The following is a 17,409-nucleotide window of genomic DNA, read 5'->3' as shown; positions in this document are numbered from 1 at the left end:
GCCCGTCCTTCCGCTCGGATGTTCGTCAGCCCGCCTCCAGGGGGAGGCCGGGATTGGCTTCGACCGGCGCGCCGGCCTGCCGGAACGGGGCATGCGTCATCGCTGCCGCTGCCCAGGAGGGGCGGCGACCGAGACTGCGACGATGGGGTGGCGTGAGTCATTCTCGGGTCGAAAGACCCGCGAATGACCATGTATTTGGAGGTGTCTTATTCAATCGAGAAAAAGGACGTTGGCACCTTAATGGGTGCCCGCGCGTCGTTTTTCAGGAATCTCTTAAGTAGAGACTGAATGTCTCTACGGAGGTATGTTGAAGGTTTTCCGGTCTAACCTCGCGCGATGGCGCGGACAGCCCGCAAGAACGATTCGCCTCGGGCGTCGGAACCTGAAGATGCTCATACCGTAGGGCCCCATCCTAGCGGAATGTTCAAATCTTAGTCTCGCCTTGCGCGGCGGGTAAAGCCGATTTACCGCGCCGCAATAAAATATTTCCCCCTACCATCTTGCTTCTCGCCGGGCGCGCGCAGGCGGGTGCAATCGAACGGGATAGGAGCGATATAAATGCGCGAAAAGGTTGTAAACTCTCGCGAAAGCTTCACGGCTCGCCCGTCCGCAGCCTCTTTAGCGGGCCTATGTTGCAGCGCCGTTACGGGCGTATGACGGTCCGGCATCACGGGGGCCATCACAGGGGGCCGGGCCATCACAGGTGGCCAGACGCCACGCATGAAAATGGCGGCGCACCCGAGGTGCGCCGCCATGTCTATCTGGATCTCGCTTCAGGATGCCGTGGTCAGAGCGGTTCCACGTCGTAAACGAGGGTGATGCCCGCCCGTACCGTGGTCTCGCCCGCTTCCACCGGCACAGCGGCCCGAGCCTCGGCCTTGAAGGCCATCATGGGCGCCGGCATCGCCCCGCCGGCCTCAACCGGCGCAATGCGGCGCAGGCGCACCAGGCGCAGGCCCGCCGCCTGGGCCAGCTCCTGGGCCTGGGCCTGGGCATCCTTCAGCGCCGCCATGCGCGCCTGCTTTTCCAGCGCGCCGGGATCGGACACGGTGAATCGCAGCCCGCCCGCCTGGTTGGCCCCGGCCTGGACCAGCTTGTCCAGCAGCCCACCCAGTTGCCCGATATCCCGCACCTTCACGGCCACGGTGTTGCGCACCTCGTAGCCCGACAGCTTGGGCGCCTCACGGGCATTGGGGCCGGGGCTGGTATATTGGGGCTGGATGGACAGGCCGGAGGTTGCGATATCGCGCGCCTCGATGCCGGTCTCCTTCACCGCAGCAATCACCGCCGTCATGGTGCGGGAATTGGCGGCCAGCGCCTCGTCGGCGGTCTTGCCCGAGGTCAGGACGCCGGTGGAGAAGATGGCGAGGTCCGGCACGGCGCTGGCCTCGCCCTCACCATTCACCGCCAGGGTGGCCCGCGGCACCTCCTGGGCCTGGGCGGCGCTCAGGGGGAGGCTGGCGCTGGCGGCGAGCCCGGCCAGCGCCAGCCCGAACGCCAGCCGGAACGCGCGCGGGAGCCCGGTTGGCGGGGCCGCGCGCCGGGTGCCGAGGCTGCCCTCCGGGGCGGGGCGGCCGGGGGCGGCGAGGGCGAAGTGCGGGCGGAACATGTGGTGTCTCCCTTTGACCGTGCTGGATCCGAGCCGAACCGGGCGCCGAGGCGCGCGGCTGCGCTGCCTTGTGGTCCCGCTTCGCCCCGCTCCGTCTTCCTTTGGCGCCGCGCGAGGCAGCACCCCGCCCCAAGCCTCCGGTACATTCCGGCGCGGCCCGTGCAGGGTCGGATGAGCCTATCTCCACCGCCGATCACGGCGCCAATGGGGCGGCCCGCCCGGTTGTGCACCGTCTCGCCCCTCCAGCGGGTTGTTCGCCGACGCGCCTGTTGCTAGGAGCAGGGACGGGGGCCTGTAGCTCAATGGTTAGAGCTGACCGCTCATAACGGTCTGGTTGCAGGTTCGAGTCCTGCCGGGCCCACCACATCCACCGTACGCCGCTGTCCGGCGTTGTCTGCAAGAATCGAGAAAATCAAGCGTTCGTAAGGGTTTTTGGTGGGAAAGTGTCCGCCGTCATCCACCCTGGTTCGCTTGCAGCCACATTTTTTGATGGTGCCTTTGATGGTATCTGAAAAGATCATCCGTCCAGGCATCATCAATGCCGCTCACCGACACCGCCGTCCGCAATGCCAAAGGCAAGGAGATGCCCTACAAACTGGGCGATGGAGGGTGGCTCTTTCTGCTGGTGAACCCTGATGGTCGGCGCTACTGGCGCCTCTCCTTCCGCTTTGCTGGGAAGCAGAAGACCCTGGCCCTCGGCACCTATCCGACCGTGTCTCTGGCGGAGGCTCGCAAGCGGCGAGATACCATCAAGAAGCAATTGGCTGGGGGCATCGATGCGAGCGTGGCGCGCCAGGCCGAGAAGCGAACGGCAGCAGTCGCGGCGGGCAACACTTTCGAGCAGGTGGGCGCGAATGGTTCCATATGAAGCTGCCCGGCTGGGTGGCCTCCTATTCTGATCGCCTCAAGAGCCGCCTGGAAGCACATGTCTTCCCCGCTTTGGGGCCCCGCGCCCCATTCAGGACATCGACGCCCCCGAGGTGCTGGAGGTCATCCGGAAAGTTGAGGCGCGGGACGCCATCGAGCTGGCGAAGCGCGAGATGCACGGCTGCGCCGTCTATGAGCGGATCCAGGCACTGCCCTAGGCCGTGATTGCCGCCATCCATGGCTACGCGCTCAGCGGCGGCCTTCTGATCGAGCTCTCGGCTGACGTGCTCATTGCCGCCCGCGATGCGAAGCTGGGCTTTCCGGAGATCAAGCTGGGCTTCTTTCCGGGCAATGCCGGCACAATCCTGATCGAGCATCTGGCCGGGGAGTGCCGGACTTTAACTCGGAGACTGTTCCTGCCATTTTCGGAACAGGCAACGCACCGAGCCCTCGGTTGGCCTTTCGCCCTTGCTGGTGGCGCGCACGATCGACGCGATCGCCGAGTTGAGTGCGCACTATCACCTTACCGCAAAAATGGCCGACCAGAACTTCACCCAGGCCATCCGTATTGCCGACCTCGGCTATGTCATCGTGCATGGCGAAATTCAATTCGAGGGCCAAAGGCCGCTTGGGGCTCAGCGATGACGGAATGCGAGGCTCGACGCCCCTGACGGCCAATGCCTCGCGGAAACAGGCGCTGCCGTCGCCCCGGTGGGCAATCAGGCATTTGGTCGGCGGCAAGGCATCAAGGATGAGGCGGGCGACCTGATGGTCGCTCATCTGGCCGTCCGATAGCACAATGACGATCCGAAGCAACCGGCGAGCGTCCCTAAACGAATGGGCGCGCCGCCTCCGCATCAAGAAACTGCACGAGAATCGGCCCCTTCACTCGTCTACCTGACAGGGGCCTCGTTCGGGCTCCATGGGTCAGGAGCTCAGGGTGAACAAGAAAACCTCCCACGCAATGGTCATGCCGCGGCAATGCCCGCCGGAAGCTCCGCCGCTGGTTGGGAGGCAGGGAAAACGCTGATGTCGGCAACTTCACTCCGGATGTGGGTCTTCATCCACACGTGGACGGGCCTGATCTGCACGGCGTGTCTCTTCCTCATCTGCCTCACCGGCCTGCCGCTGATCTTTCACGATGAGATCGACCACTGGATCGAACCATCTCCGGTGTTCGCGCAGATGCCACCCGACACGCCGCATCTCAGTCTCGACCGCCACGTCCGGCAGGCGAGCGCCATGTATCCGGGCGAGGTCATCGTTTCGCTGTTCAAGGACGATGACGCGCCGCAGGTTCTCGTCTGGATGGCGCCATCATTCGCCGCGCTCGAGGTGAACCCGCACCTTGAGCATTTCGTCCGCTTCGATGCGCGGACCGGCGCGGTGGTCGAGCAGTCAGAGCCGCTGGAACGGCAGAGCACCAGCATCACGACGCTCATGTTCCGGCTTCATGTGGACCTGTTCGCGGGCCTGGCCGGCAACCTCTTCATGGGGGCCATGGGCCTTATCTTCGTGGCAGCGCTCGTGTCCGGCGTCGTCCTCTATGGCCCCTTCACACGCAAGCTGGAGTTTGGTGCGCTGCGCCGCACCCGCGCGGCGCGCACCCGCTGGCTCGACCTGCACAACCTCTTGGGTATCGTCACCGCCTTGTGGGTGCTGGTGGTCGGTGCCACAGGCGTCTTGAACGAACTGGCCTCGCCGATGTTCGACCTCTGGCAGCGCACCGACGTGCGCGCGATGCTGGCCCCATGGCAGGGCAAGGCGCCGCCCGCGCCCGTCGAACTGACCTCGGTTCAGGCCGCCTATGAAACCGCCATCCGTGCGTTGCCTGACATGCATGTGGCCGCTGTCATCTATCCCGGTAACCCGTTCGGAAGCCCGCATCACTATCTGTTTTGGGGGCACGGCAAGACGCCCCTGGCCGAGCGCTTGTTCAGCCCCGTCTTGGTGGATGCGCGGACCGGCGACCTGACGGCCGTGGTGCAGATGCCATGGTATCTAAGGGCGCTGGAAATCTCTCGCCCGCTGCATTTCGGCGACTATGGGGGCCTGCCGCTCAAAATCATCTGGGCGCTGCTGGACCTGGTCACTCTCGTCGTGCTGGGAAGCGGCCTTTATCTCTGGATTGCCAAGCACTGCCGTCGCTCCCCCGCGGGACGCAAGCCCGTTGCACCGCCTGCCTCCTCAAAGGTGCCGGAGGCGGCGGAATGAGGCACGGCCCGTCCCCCTTCACAAGACAATGGGGCTGGCCGCTTGGCCTTGCCCTTCTGACCCTGTTCGGCCTCGTGTCCGCTTTGCTGGGAGAGGGCGGCATCTGGTGGGTTCTCTCCTGGATCGCGCTCGGATTGCCTCTGCTCGTCGCGCTCCGGCACATCCTGCGCACCAGACTTTCGCGAGCCAGGCCGGCGATTGTCTCGGACGATCGAGGCCAACCATCTGAAGACTCGGATGTTTCGCATCTGGCTCTTGCACGCCCGGCCCGCGCTGAGATGCCGCCTTAGAATCGGTATAAATCATTGTTCTTGCGTGATAATTTTCTTTTGCGCTAAGCACCCTCCGCTGTGTCGGATGCTCTTGCGTGACATCCGCCGGCGCGCGACCGGAGGGTGGGGCTTCAGTGGGTTGGGATCTCGCCACTTTGTTCAGGCGGCATGCGAAGGATATTGCGCAGGCGCTGCGCAGGCGTGGCCTGACGGCAGACATGGCCGCGGACCTCACTCAGGACACGTTCGTACGGGTCCTGGTGTCGCCGCCGGCCGACGATGCCCCCGTGAGCAACCCGGCCGCCTATCTCTTCCGGGTGGCACGCAATCTCTCCATCGACCACCAGCGGCGCGAGCGGCTGCTGAACCGTGTGGACCTTGGGAGTGAAGGCTTCGAGGCGATCCTCGATCCCTCCCCGTCGCCGGAGGCGGCGGTCTATGATCGGCAGAAGCTCGCCTTGACGGCGGCGGCGCTGGCCGAGCTGCCGGAAAAGACCCGCCGGGCCTTCGAACTGCACCGGATTGACGACATGACGGTCGCGGAAGTGGCGGCGGAGCTTGGCCTGTCCCGGTCGCGGGTCTGGGCCCTTGTGCGCGAGGCCTACGAGCACATTGACCGGCGGCTGAACAATCTCTGAGCGGCCGGCCTCTCGGGCGCTGAACAGTCGCGCGGGCCTTTCGTATAGTGATAGGAAGCCGGCGATCCTGCCGTCTTGGCAGCCGCCTGCACGAGGGATGTCCATGAGCGAAGGTCCGGAAGAGCGCCTGCTGTTTCGGGAAGCCGCCGACCTGGCCATCCGGCTGCAGAATGATCCCGGCAATGCCGTCTCGCGGGACATGATCCGCACATGGATCGCGCGTAGCCCCAAGCATGCGGCGGCCTGGGCGCGGGTCGCGCAGATTCATGGCATGACGGGCAAGGTCCTGGGCCAACAGAGAAAAACGGCGGATGGGCAGGGATTGCTGACACGCCGCACGCTCATGATCGGTGGGTTGATCGGCCTCGGCGCTGCCGCCGCGGGAACGTGGCTCGGCCCTCAGGCGATCCGCCATGCCCGCGCAGACCAGGCGACGTCCACTGCCGAGATCAGGCGCGTTGCACTCCCAGATGGAAGCGCGATCACGCTTGGCCCGGACAGCATGGTGGCCATCCATTTCTCTGAAGACAGGCGGGAGATCACGCTGCTCGACGGGATGGCCTTCTTCGAGGTCGCCCGTGACCCGGCACGGCCATTCCGCGTCCTGTCGGGACCGGTGTCGGCCACGGCGATCGGCACGGCGTTCGATGTGTCCACCGATGGCGGCTCCACATCCATTTCCGTCGACCAGGGGATCGTGGAGGTGCACGCCCCAAATGCGATGCCCGGCCCCGGGGAGCGCCTGACGGTCGGCGACTGGATCACGCTCGATCCCGCCTTGCACAAGGTCTCCCGCGGCGTGCGCGATGCTTCCCAGATCGCCGCGTGGCGGGAGGGCATGGTGATCGCCGATGGGGAGACCGTCTCGGCCATGGTGGCCAAGATCGCCCGCTGGCAACCCGGCCGCGTCGTGATTGCTGACCCCTTCCTCGGGTCGCGCGTGGTGAGCGGGGTGTTCGACCTCAGTGATCCCGTCCGTGCCCTTGAGGCGGTGGTGCGCCCCTTCGGCGCAAAGGTGCGCCGGATCGGCCCCTATGCGACCGTGATTTCGCCGGTCTGAGAAAAAGTGCCCGGACCGCAGGAGGTTTTGGACCTCCGCTCGTAAGGCCCTACAGGGGCGACAGCAACGAGCCACCTGGCCATGCCAGCCCTCCTTTGAGCGCGACGGAGAGGTGGGGCATGCGGCCAGGGTCTGGGACACGTGGTTTCGCCGGCATTGGCCGGAAGGTCATGACAGCTGCGCTGCTGACGACCACCGCACTCTTGGTGAATGGAGCGCTGGGCGGGCTCAAGGCTCACGCCCAGGCCAATGTGCAGATCGCCTTCAACATCCCTGCCGGCCCCCTGAACCGGGCCCTGGCGGCCTTCGGAAGGCAATCGGGGACGCAAGTGTCCTACGAGGCCGCGATCGCGAACGGCAAGACCTCGTCCGGATTTCAAGGGTCCGCGACGCGCGAGCAGACCCTGGCGCGGCTTCTTCAGGGATCGGGGCTTGCATACACATTCTCTGACGCCACCAGCGTCGTGATCACCCTTCCTCGCCCGCAGGCCGGAGCGAGCGGAAATGGGAGCGCGTTCGACCTCGATACGATCACCGTCGAAGGGGAGGGCATCAACGATTGGGACACGCCGCCGTCCTATGCCGGGGGACAGGTCGCCACCGGCGCGCGGCTGGGTGTGCTGGGCCATGTCAGCATCATGGATGCCCCCTTCAGCATCACCAGCTACACGTCCAAGGTGATCGAGGAGCAGCAGGCGGTGACGGTGGCCGATGTGATGGCGAATGATCCGTCCGTGCGTGTCTTTACCAACGGCATCAGTTCCTCGGCGGGCGCGGGCGAAGTCTTCTTCATTCGCGGCTTCAGCGTCACCAACCAGAGCATCCTGATCGACGGTTATGGCGGCATCTCTCCCGACCGCCTCATCCCGGTGGAAACCATGGAGCGCGTGGAGGTCTTGAAGGGGCCTAACGCGCTGCTGACTGGCTACACCCAATATGGCTCCCTCGGCGGGTCCATCAATGTGGTGCCCAAGCGCGCCACGGACGCGCCCATCACGCGCCTCACGGCGAGCTATTTTTCCGACACCCAGCTCGGCACCCAGGTCGATGTGGGGCGGCGCTTCGGCGCCAACAAGGAATGGGGCGTGCGCGTCAACGGGATCTTCCTGGATGGCGACACGTCGGTGGACGGCCAGTCTGCCCGGCTCGGCGCTGGCACATTGGCCCTCGACTATCGGGGGGATGACCTGCGGGCGAGCTTCGACGCCGGCTATATCGACCAGAAGACCTATGCCCCCACGGGCGCGGCCGGCTTTGGCTTTGCCTCCGACATTGCCATTCCCCGCGCGCCGGATGCCAGCAAGCAGATCTACCAGAATTGGGAATATTCCGGCACCAAAACGGCCTATGGGCTGGCCAAGTTCGAGTATGACATCAATTCATCCTGGACGCTCTATGGTGGCATCGGCGGCAGCACCTACCGGCAGTCCATGCTGTCCACGGACATCTTTGTTCTCGATGCCGCAGGGAACGCAACGGCCACGGCCTATTACAGCCCCATCAACGGGAATTCCGTTTCCGCGCAGGCCGGCCTTCGCGGCGAGTTCGCCACCGGCCCAATCGGTCACAAGATCAACCTCAACACGTCCTACCTGTACCAGAACCTGTACCAGGAAAGTAATTATTACGGCTTTTTCTCCTTCGACACCAACATCTACAACGCCCCAACGGTGGCCGCCCCGTCCACCTTCGGATTCAGCGACGACCCGCCCAAATATTGGGACATCAACGCACCCGCGGTGACGCTGACCGACACGCTCTCCGTCCTGGACGATCGCATCCTGTTCACCGCCGGAGTGCGCTACCAGCAGATCAAGGTGGATGTGTTCAACCCGGATGGCAGCATTTCGCAGGCCTATGACGAGCAGGCGGTAACGCCCGCCTTCGGCCTGGTGGTGAAGCCCGTCGACCACTTGTCGCTCTATGCCAATTATATCCAGGGCCTGCAGCAGGGACCGATCGCCTACCAAGGCACGGTGAATGCCGGCGAGGTCTTCCCGCCCATGATGACGGAGCAGATGGAAGCTGGCATCAAGTATGATTTCGGCGCCTTCACCGCCACCGCCAGCATTTTCCAGATCACCAAGCCCAGCAGCATCATCTCCACCAATGCGGCGGGCGAGTCCGTCTTCAGCGTCAATGGCGAGCAGCGCAACCGAGGCGTCGAGGTCAACGTCTTCGGCCAGCTCTGGCCGGGCCTGCGCTTGTTGGGCGGCATCGCCTATACACAGGGCACGCTGACCCAGACGGCGGATGGCCTTTATGATGGGAATTCGGCCGTGGGCGTTCCCGCCTGGCAGACCAATATCGGCATCGAATGGGACCCCGAGCCCATTGCCGGGCTGACGCTTTGGGGCCGCATGATCACCACCAGTTCGCAATATGTGGACCAGGCGAACACCCAGCAGATCCCAAGCTGGGTCCGCTTCGACCTCGGGACGCAATACAAGGCCCACGCCTTCGGCAACCCCCTTGCCCTGCGCTTCGCGGTGGAGAACGTCTTCGACAAGAGCTATTGGGCGGCCGTGAATGATGGGTGGGTCTCGACCGGCCTTCCGCGAACCTTCAAGTTCTCAGCCGTAATGGATTTCTGAAGCTGGAGCTGGCCCGTGGGCGGCCCGGCATGCCCGGTTGTTCGGCGGCCGATGCGGTACTCTGTCCCCGCATCATCTGCGCTAACGCCTGCTCGGCCCCCGGCTGTATCACCTGTGCCCACGAAGCTGCGTCACGCGGGAAAGGCGGAGGCGTAGCGGCCTGTGGTGTTGATCCACACGCTCTTGGTTTGGAGATAGGCGTCGATCATGGCCTGCCCGCCCTCGCGACCGACGCCGGAGAGGTCATAGCCACCGAAGGGGCTGGTCTGAGAGGTCATGCGGTAGGTGTTTACCCATACGGAGCCGGCCCGAACCTTGGCCGCCATGCGATGCACCCGGCCAGCATCCTGGCTCCAGATGCCGGCACCCAGGCCGAAGCGGGTATCATTGGCAAGGGCAATGGCCTCGTCCTCGCCCTTGAAGCGGAGCACCACCAAGACAGGACCGAACACTTCCTCGCGCACAATGGTCATGTCCGGCCGCACGTCGGCGAAGATGGTGGGGGTGACGAAGAGGCCGCCCTCCGCCCCGGTCATCGCGGTGCCGCCGCACACCAGCCGAGCACCTTCAGCCTTCGCGGCCTCGATCATTCCCATGATGCGCTCGAACTGCGGGCGGTTGGCCACCGGGCCAACATGGGTTGCCGGATCCATGGGATCACCAAGGCGGATGCGCCGCGCTGCCTCCGCGAGGCGGGACACGAACGCATCGTGCACCTCATCCGCCACCAGGAGGCGCGAGCCCGCGACACAGCTCTGGCCACCGGAAGCAAAGATGCCGGCCAAAACGCCGTTCACCGCCGAATCCATGTCCGCATCCTCGAACACGATGTTCGGCGACTTGCCGCCCAGTTCCAGCGTGGCCGGGCGCAGCCGCTTGGCTGCGGCCACATAGACGGCCGTGCCGGAGCCGACGCCACCGGTGAAGGCCACCTTGGCCACGTCGGGATGGTCGGTCAGCGCCGGGCCGATCTCGGCGCCAAGGCCGCTGACCACATTCACCACGCCATCCGGAATGCCCGCCTCCTTCACCAGACGGGCGAAGATGAGGGTGGAGGTGGTGGCGAATTCGGAGGGCTTGATCACGCAGGTATTGCCCGCCGCCAGCGCCGGGGCCAACTTCCACGCCAGGAGCCGCACCGGCGAGTTCCAGGGGATGATCATCGCGATCACGCCCAGCGGCTCGCGCAAGGTGTAATTGAGATGGCCGGGGGCCTCCACGGGGATGACTCGGCCCTCGATCTTGTCGGCAAGGCCCCCATAATAGCGATACCATTCCGCCGTGTTGCGCATCTGGCGCACCATCTCGCCGAAGGTCTTGCCATTGTCGCGGGTCTCGGCGGCGGCGAGGGCGTCCGCCTCGCGCTCCACCAGGTCGCCCAGCTTGCGCAGGAGGCCGGCGCGGGCCGTGGCGGAAAAGGTGGCCCATGTGGAGTGCCGGAAGGCCTGTTGGGCGGCGGACACGGCCGCATCCACGTCGGCGGGCGAGGAGCGGGGGATCTCGGCGAAGGGCCGGCCGGTCCAGGGGTTTTCGGTCGGCAGATAGCGGCCGTCCACCGGAGCCACGTTCTGGCCGTCGATCAGGTTGGCGAAACGCTCCATGATAACCTCTGGCATTTGTATCAGCTTGTCTTGAAGCGGGAGCCGTCGCCGGCGAGTTCGGCGAGGCGCTTCACCAGGGCCTTGCCCACGCGGGCGGCCGCCTGTTCCAGGTGTCTTTCGCACAAGGCGCGGGCGCGGCCGGCATCGCGCTTGAGCAGCGCGTCCACCAGGGCGTCCTTCTCTGCGACGCTCTCGCGGGCGGCGGCGGCATCGGACAGCGCGGCCCGGCGGAGCCATCCGAGCCAGCGCCCCTGCTCCTCCAGCGCCGCATCGAGCCGCGGATTGGCGGCCGGCGCACGCAGGGCCGCATAGAAACGGGCGATGGCCGCCGTCTGGTCCTGAGGCGCGCCTCGCTGCGCGGCATCCTTCATCTGCGCCAGCGCCGAGGTGAGGGCCTCGTCATCGGCCTGCGTCGCCCGGGCGCAATATTGAGCCGCCGCATAGCCCTCCAGCGCCGCGCGCAGGCCGTAGAGGTCGGCCACGTCCTGCGGCGAGATGGAGCGGATGGACGGGCCCACATAAGGCACGTTGTCCACCCAGCCCTCGGCCGCCAACTGGCGCAGCGCCTCGCGCACCGAGGTGCGGGACACGCCCAGCCATTCGCATAGCCGCCGCTCCACCAGCTTCTCGCCCGGCGCGAAGGTGCCGTCGAAGATGGCATCCCGAATGGCGACCACGGCGCGATCCCGCAGGGTCTCGGTCTGCTTGGCGATGGGCTGGAGCATGAAGGGCCTTCTCATCAAGATTGTCGTACAATATACTGACAGACATTCCGGCGCAAGCTGAGCCGGGTGGACGGCCTCGGACGGCCCGGGGTGTCGAGCGGAGCAGGTGCATGCGGTACACGGCGGCCCATTGGGGCATCTACGAGGTGGCGGAAACCCCCAAGGGACCTCGCCTGCAGCCTTTCCGTGAGGACCCGGATGCCTCTCCCATCGGCCTGCACCAGCTTGCTCCCGAGCTGATGGCCCTGCGGGTCAAGCGCCCCGCCATCCGTCGAAGCTGGCTGGAGGGCGGGCCGGGGGCGGCGCCGGAATTGCGGGGCCGCGAGCCGTTCGTGGAAGTCAGCTGGGACGAGGCGGCCCGTCTTGTGGCCACCGAGATCGACCGGGTGCGAAAGGCCCATGGCAACGCGGCCATCTTCGGCGGTTCCTATGGCTGGGCCAGCGCCGGCCGCTTCCACCACGCGCAGAGCCAGATCCACCGCTTCCTGAATTGCACCGGTGGCTATGTGGCCCATCGCGATAGCTACTCGCTGGGCGCCGCCCGCGTGCTGATGCCCCACATCGTCGCCGGCATGGACACACTGATGAAGGAGCACACCTGCTGGAAGGTGCTGGCGGAGCATTGCGAGCTGTTCGTCGCGTTCGGCGGCGTGCCGGCCAAGAATGCGCAGATTGCGTCGGGCGGCGTCGGCCGCCATCAGGTGCGTGCGGGGCTGCGCGCCATGGCAGGCAACGGCGTGGAATTCGTCAATGTCTCGCCCGTTTCGGACAATCTGGAGACCGGGGGTCCCGTGCAATGGATCCGCATCCGGCCCAATGGCGACACCGCCATGCTGCTGGCGCTGGCCTACGAGGTGCACAGAGCCGGCCGGCATGATCTTGATTTTCTCCAGCGCTGTTGCGTCGGCTGGGACACCTTCGAGGCTTACCTCACCGGCGCCGCCGACGGCATCCCCAAGACGCCGGACTGGGCGGCGCCGCTGTGCCAGGTTACGCCCGCGGCCATCCGGGCGCTGGCCGCGAAGATGATGGCCAAGCGCACCATGATCAACATCGCCTGGGCGCTCCAGCGCGCCGACCATGGCGAACAGCCGTTCTGGATGACAGTGACGCTGGCCGCCATGCTTGGGCAGATCGGCCTGCCCGGCGGCGGCTTCGGCCTGGGCTACGGGGCCGAGAACACCATGGGCAGCCCCCACGCCCGCCTCTCCGGCCCCTCCTTGCCGCAGGGCCGCAACGGGGTATCCGCGTTCATCCCCGTGGCCCGCATCGCCGACATGCTGCTCAATCCCGGGGCGCCCTTCCGCTACAATGGCGGCACCTACACCTATCCCGACATCCGCTTGGTCTATTGGGCGGGCGGCAATCCCTTCCACCATCACCAGGATCTCGCGCGGCTGGACATGGCGTGGCGCAAGCCGGAGACCATCGTGGTCCACGAGCAGTTCTGGACACCGACCGCCAAGCGCGCCGACATCGTCCTGCCGATCACCACCACGCTGGAACGGGAGGACATCTCCTATGCCACGCTCGAAGGTATGCTCGTGGCTTCGCGGCCGGTGATCCCGCCCGTGGGCGAAGCCCTGGATGACTACGAAGCGTTCCGCCGCATCGCCGCCGTCCTGGGGTGCGAGGAGGCATTTACCGAAGGCCGCACCGGCGAGGCATGGCAGCGCCATCTTTACGACGTGATGCGCCAGAGCTGGAGCGCCCACGGCGTGGAACTGCCGGACTTCGCCACCTTCCGCGACAGAGGCAAGATCGATCTGGCGGCCCATGATGTCGACCGGGTGATGCTCGCCGAGTTCCGGGCCGACCCGCAGGCCCATCCGCTCCCCACGCCCTCCGGCAAGATCGAGATCTTCTCCGAGACCATCGCCAGCTTCGACATTCCCGACTGCCCCGGCCATGCGGTGTGGATCGAGCCGCGCGAATGGCACGGCAGTGCGGGCGCGGCGCGCTATCCGCTTCACCTCATCTCAGATCAGCCGGAGCGGCGGCTGCACAGCCAGCTCGATCCCTCGCCCCACAGCCGCGCCGGCAAGGTCGATGGCCGCGAGCCGCTCATCATGCACCCCTCCGACGCCGCCGCGCGCGGGCTCTGCGAAGGGGAGCCGGTAGAGGTCTATAATGATCGCGGCCGGTGCCTGGCGGGGCTGAAGATTTCCGGCGAGGTGATGCCCGGCGTGGTGCGCCTGTCCACCGGCGGCTGGTATGATTTCGACCATGCGTCGGGGCAGGAGCGCCATGGCAATCCCAACGCCCTTACCGCCGACCGGCCGGCCTCCGGGCTGAGCCAGGGGTGCTCGGCGCACTCTTGCCTCGTGGACGTGCGCCGGACCGTGGGGCCGGTGTCCGCGCCCCGCGCATTCGACCTGCCGGCCTTCGCCGCGCGCCTCTGAGGTCCCGTACCCGATCGGAGCGGGGCCGGGAGCGCCCGGCCCTTCTCATTGCAGTGGCGTGTCAGAGCAGGCGGAGCATCCGCGCCAGCTTCCAGGTGGGTTCGATCAGCAGGTTGCTGAGCACGACACGCACCAGATGGAAGCCTAGCACCAGCGGCACCGAGGCGCCCAGCGCGTGGGCCGTCACCGTCATTTCCGGCATGCCGCCCGGCGCCATGCCTAGAAGGGTGGCACTCATGGGCAGGCCGCTGCCATAGGCCACCAGCGCGCCCAGCGCCAGCAGCAGCGCGGACAGGCCGAGGGAAGAGACCAGCGAGGCCAGGACCAGCTTGCCCGAGCCGCGAAAAAAGGCTGGCGTCATGCGCGCGCCGAGCGAGACGCCGAGCACGATCTGGCCCACTACCAGCAGGCTGTCGGGGAGCATGGCAGGCAGCGCGTCCAGCGCGGCGAGGGCGATGGCGAACACGCACGGCGCCAGCATCCACGGATTGGGCAGGCCGATGGTCTTGCCGATCTGCGCCGCACCTAGCCCCGCGCAGCACCACATGACGAGGGTGGTGAGGGTGGAGGGCTGGATCATGACCGCGTCCTGCGTCAGCGCGGCGGCATCCGCCGGGAGAATGGAGGCGATCAGGGGTGGATAGAGCACCACCACCACGAGCAGGCGGACGGTCTGCGCCAGGGTGACATGGCTTTCCGAAATGCCGGCGCTGCGGGCATGGATCGCCATCAGCACCACGCCGCCGGGCACACCGCAGAAGAAGGCGGTCTTGGGATCAAGCCCAGCGATACGAGTATAGGCACGTGCACCAAAAATGCCGGTGGCCATGGTCAAGGCAGAGCAGGCGAACAGAAGCGGCAACGTCCCCGCCAGGGCAGCAAGCACAGGCGCGGTGAAGGACTGGCCGAGGCCGAGGCCGAGGATCACCAGCGCATAGTGCCGGGAAATGCCGACCTCGATTTCGCGGCCGGTGGCGGCGAGGCCGGCGGCGGCGAACAGAGCACCCAGCAGCCAGGCGAGCGGCAGGTGCGCCAGATGCGCCAGCCAGCCCCCCGCGCTGCCGAGTGCCAGGGCAACCGCCAGCCACAGCAGCGCGCCAGCGCGCCGCCGGAGGGGATGCGCTCCGCTTTTGAGCTGTGCGCCGTCAGCAGCCGGCAAGGCATCCTCGGCCCGCCCATGAGGGGAGCCGTCGAGTTCCATCTCGCTCATCCTGCCGTCCCGGTCGCGCTTCCCTCGTTTGTGGTTGCGCTGTTTCAGGTCCACACGTCCGACTTCTCGGGATCGATCAAACGCAAGGCGGCGGTCCAAGCCATGTCCACCCAGTGCGGGATCTCGTCGTGGCAATACTGGGCCGCCGTGTGCTCGCGGATTTCCTCGTCGGGCAGCAGCACCAGCTCGGCGCCGCCGGACTGGGCGGCAAGCTGCGCCTCGCAGGCTTTTTCCAGGAAGTAGATGTGGTCGAAGGCTTCCGGAATGGTGCGCCCACCCACTAGCAAGCCGTGATTGCGCAGGATCATCGCGCGGTGGTCGGGGCCGAGGTCGCGCACCAGGCGCTCGCGCTCGTCTAGGCCGAGGGCGATGCCCTCATAGTTATGATAGGCCAGATGGCCGTAGAATTTCAGCGCGTGCTGGCTCATGGGCAGCAGGCCGCATTTCTGCGAAGCCACCGCGATGCCCGCCCGCGTATGGGTATGCACGATACAGACAAGATCTTCGCGATTGGCGTGCAGCGCCGAATGGATGACGAATCCGGCGCGGTTGACGACTTGGTCAGGGCGGGCTTCCTCGTCGATCTTGTTGCCGTCGAGGTCGATCTTCACCAAATCGGACGCGCGCATCTCATGGAACATGCGGCGATAGTCGTTGATGAGGAAATGGTGCCCCGCGCCCGGCAGGCGGGCGGAGATGTGGGTGTAGATGAGGTCCGTCATCCGGTAATGCGCGACAAGACGATAAAGCGCGGCGAGATCGCAGCGGATCTCCCATTCCTCCGGGCTGATGTCGGCCGGACGGTTGACTTGGCGGTCCATGTGCAAAATCCTCATTTCACAATGCTGGCGACGTCGTCGAGGGCGCCGCGGAAACGGTCGAACATGTCCTCCACCTCGGCCGCGGTAATGATCTGCGGCGGGGAAAGGGCGACGCGATTGCCGATGAGGCGGGTGATGAGGCCACGCTTGCGGGCGGCGGCATCGAACAGCGCCATCACCTTCTGGCTCGGCTCGTGCGTGGCCTTGGTGGTCTTGTCGGCAACGATCTCCGCCGCGCCGATGAGGCCGACGCCGCGCGCATCGCCCACCAGGGGATGATCCCTGAGCGCCTCGAAGCCGGCGAGGAAGCCGGTGGACACCGACTTGACGTGGCCGACGAGGTCCATTTCCTCATAGATGGTCAGCACCTCATGCGCGACGGCGCAGGCTACCGGATGGCCGCCATAGGTGTAGCCGTGCACGAAGGTGCCGAAGCGGTCGCTCTGCGCCAGCATGGCCTCGAAGACCCGCTCGCCGATGATGACGGCGGAGACCGGCACCATGGCGGCGGAGAGCGCCTTGGCGCAGCAGATCATGTCCGGGCGGATGCCGTAGGTCTGGCTGCCCCACATCTCGCCGGTCCGGGCGAAGCCGCAGATCACCTCGTCGGCGACGAACAGGATGTCATACTTGTCCAGCACCGCCTGGATCTTCGGGAAATAGCCCTCCGGCGGCGTAATGGCGCCGCCCGAACCCATCACCGGCTCGGCCCAGAAGGCGGCGATGGTCTCGGGGCCTTCCGCGAGGATCATGGCCTCCAGCTCGGCGGCCAGCCGGTCGGAAAAGGCCACCTCGCTCTCGCCGGGCTCCGCCATGCGGTAGTGATAGGGCATGGCGGTGTAGAGGAAGCCGTCGAACGGCAACCCGAAGCCGGCGTGGAAATTCGCCTTGGCCGTGAGGCACGAGGTCAGCGTCCCGGTGCCGTGATAGGCGCCCATGCGGGAAATGATCTTGCGCCGCGCGGGCATGTCCTTGGCGTTCCAGTAGTACCAGACAAGCTTGAGCGCGGTGTCGTTGGCCTCGGTGCCGGAGGACTGGAGCAGGATCTTGTCCATCCCCTCGGGCGCGAAGGCGGCGAGCTTGGCGGACAGCTCGGCGGCCGGCACCGTGGAGGCGCCCCGGAAGTTGTGATAATAGCCGAGGTCCGTCATCGCCTTCTTGGCGACCTCACCGAGCCGCGCGCTGCCAAAGCCGAGCGAGGCGCACCACAGGCCCGCCGCGCCTTCCAGGTAGCGGTTGCCGCTCTCGTCGAAGACATGGATGCCTTCGCCGCGTGTGATAATCAGCGGCCCGGTGTCCAGATGCTTGCGCAGGTCGGTGTGGGGATGCACCGAATGGGCGGCGTCGAGCTGCGAGGCGGTGTTGCGGAGAAGCTGCTGCATCATCGGAGGAAACC

At 66.2% G+C, this 17,409-nt stretch carries 14 protein-coding genes, 1 tRNA gene and 1 pseudogene; 9 read left to right on the top strand and 7 right to left on the bottom strand.

Annotation, left to right across the window (positions count from 1 at the left end; genetic code table 11):
* Positions 1-787 precede the first annotated feature (787 nt).
* The gene (locus tag PV781_RS07680; RefSeq protein WP_274775045.1) at positions 788-1,609 is read right to left on the bottom strand and encodes an SIMPL domain-containing protein; all 822 of its coding nucleotides are present in this window, start codon (positions 1,607-1,609) and stop codon (positions 788-790) included.
* Positions 1,610-1,897: 288 nt separating this feature from the next.
* Here PV781_RS07680 and PV781_RS07675 point away from each other — a divergent pair.
* The 4 genes and pseudogenes from PV781_RS07675 to PV781_RS24110 all read left to right on the top strand — a co-directional run.
* Positions 1,898-1,973: transfer RNA gene (locus PV781_RS07675), tRNA-Ile, on the top strand.
* A gap of 174 nt (positions 1,974-2,147) precedes the next feature.
* A complete protein-coding gene (locus tag PV781_RS07670; RefSeq protein WP_274775044.1) occupies positions 2,148-2,477 on the top strand; it encodes an Arm DNA-binding domain-containing protein in 330 nt (109 codons plus the stop codon).
* 112 nt (positions 2,478-2,589) lie between these two features.
* Positions 2,590-2,694, top strand: coding sequence for a hypothetical protein (locus tag PV781_RS24115; RefSeq protein ID WP_425532368.1), 105 nt, complete (start codon positions 2,590-2,592; stop codon positions 2,692-2,694).
* Positions 2,695-2,697: 3 nt separating this feature from the next.
* Positions 2,698-2,802: pseudogene (locus PV781_RS24110) on the top strand (enoyl-CoA hydratase-related protein); the annotation flags it as partial.
* Position 2,803: 1 nt separating this feature from the next.
* Here the strand turns inward: PV781_RS24110 and PV781_RS07665 are convergent.
* Positions 2,804-3,256, bottom strand: a complete 453-nt coding sequence (locus PV781_RS07665; RefSeq protein ID WP_274775043.1) for a hypothetical protein — start codon at positions 3,254-3,256, stop codon at positions 2,804-2,806.
* A gap of 201 nt (positions 3,257-3,457) precedes the next feature.
* Between PV781_RS07665 and PV781_RS07660 the strand changes: the two genes are divergently transcribed.
* The 4 genes from PV781_RS07660 to PV781_RS07645 all read left to right on the top strand — a co-directional run bounded on the left by PV781_RS07660 (position 3,458) and on the right by PV781_RS07645 (position 9,254).
* Entirely contained in the window at positions 3,458-4,690 is a 1,233-nt protein-coding gene (locus tag PV781_RS07660) for a PepSY-associated TM helix domain-containing protein (RefSeq protein ID WP_274775042.1), read from the top strand.
* A 367-nt stretch (positions 4,691-5,057) separates the two neighbouring features.
* Positions 5,058-5,600, top strand: a complete 543-nt coding sequence (locus PV781_RS07655; RefSeq protein WP_342455440.1) for an RNA polymerase sigma factor — start codon at positions 5,058-5,060, stop codon at positions 5,598-5,600.
* Between the two features lie 103 nt (positions 5,601-5,703).
* A complete protein-coding gene (locus PV781_RS07650; protein WP_274775040.1) occupies positions 5,704-6,660 on the top strand; it encodes a FecR family protein in 957 nt (318 codons plus the stop codon).
* Between the two features lie 170 nt (positions 6,661-6,830).
* Complete coding sequence (locus PV781_RS07645; RefSeq protein WP_274775039.1) at positions 6,831-9,254, top strand: TonB-dependent receptor; 2,424 nt, start codon at positions 6,831-6,833, stop codon at positions 9,252-9,254.
* A gap of 131 nt (positions 9,255-9,385) precedes the next feature.
* On the opposite strand, the gene PV781_RS07640 is transcribed toward PV781_RS07645, so the two are convergent.
* Together PV781_RS07640 and PV781_RS07635 are read right to left on the bottom strand one after the other, a co-directional pair.
* Positions 9,386-10,855, bottom strand: coding sequence for an aldehyde dehydrogenase (locus PV781_RS07640; RefSeq protein WP_274775038.1), 1,470 nt, complete (start codon positions 10,853-10,855; stop codon positions 9,386-9,388).
* A gap of 20 nt (positions 10,856-10,875) precedes the next feature.
* Positions 10,876-11,580 (bottom strand): GntR family transcriptional regulator, encoded by a 705-nt coding sequence (locus PV781_RS07635; RefSeq protein WP_274775037.1) that lies wholly within the window; start codon positions 11,578-11,580, stop codon positions 10,876-10,878.
* Between the two features lie 110 nt (positions 11,581-11,690).
* Here PV781_RS07635 and PV781_RS07630 point away from each other — a divergent pair, with 110 nt between their 5' ends.
* A complete protein-coding gene (locus tag PV781_RS07630; protein ID WP_274775036.1) occupies positions 11,691-13,982 on the top strand; it encodes a molybdopterin-dependent oxidoreductase in 2,292 nt (763 codons plus the stop codon).
* A 61-nt stretch (positions 13,983-14,043) separates the two neighbouring features.
* Here the strand turns inward: PV781_RS07630 and PV781_RS07625 are convergent, their stop codons facing one another.
* Genes PV781_RS07625 through PV781_RS07615 form a run of 3 tightly spaced genes read right to left on the bottom strand, consistent with a single transcriptional unit; the run spans position 14,044 to position 17,398 of the window.
* Positions 14,044-15,192, bottom strand: coding sequence for an AbrB family transcriptional regulator (locus PV781_RS07625; protein ID WP_274775035.1), 1,149 nt, complete (start codon positions 15,190-15,192; stop codon positions 14,044-14,046).
* Between the two features lie 44 nt (positions 15,193-15,236).
* Entirely contained in the window at positions 15,237-16,013 is a 777-nt protein-coding gene (locus PV781_RS07620) for a class II aldolase/adducin family protein (protein WP_274775034.1), read from the bottom strand.
* An 11-nt stretch (positions 16,014-16,024) separates the two neighbouring features.
* The gene (locus tag PV781_RS07615) at positions 16,025-17,398 is read right to left on the bottom strand and encodes an aminotransferase (RefSeq protein ID WP_274775033.1); all 1,374 of its coding nucleotides are present in this window, start codon (positions 17,396-17,398) and stop codon (positions 16,025-16,027) included.
* Positions 17,399-17,409 lie beyond the last annotated feature (11 nt).

Source organism: Aquabacter sediminis (assembly GCF_028863665.1).
In the GTDB taxonomy this organism is placed as follows: domain Bacteria; phylum Pseudomonadota; class Alphaproteobacteria; order Rhizobiales; family Xanthobacteraceae; genus L1I39.
The sequence above is the reverse complement of the archived record's forward strand: the minus strand, read 5'-3'. Positions and strand labels throughout refer to the sequence as shown.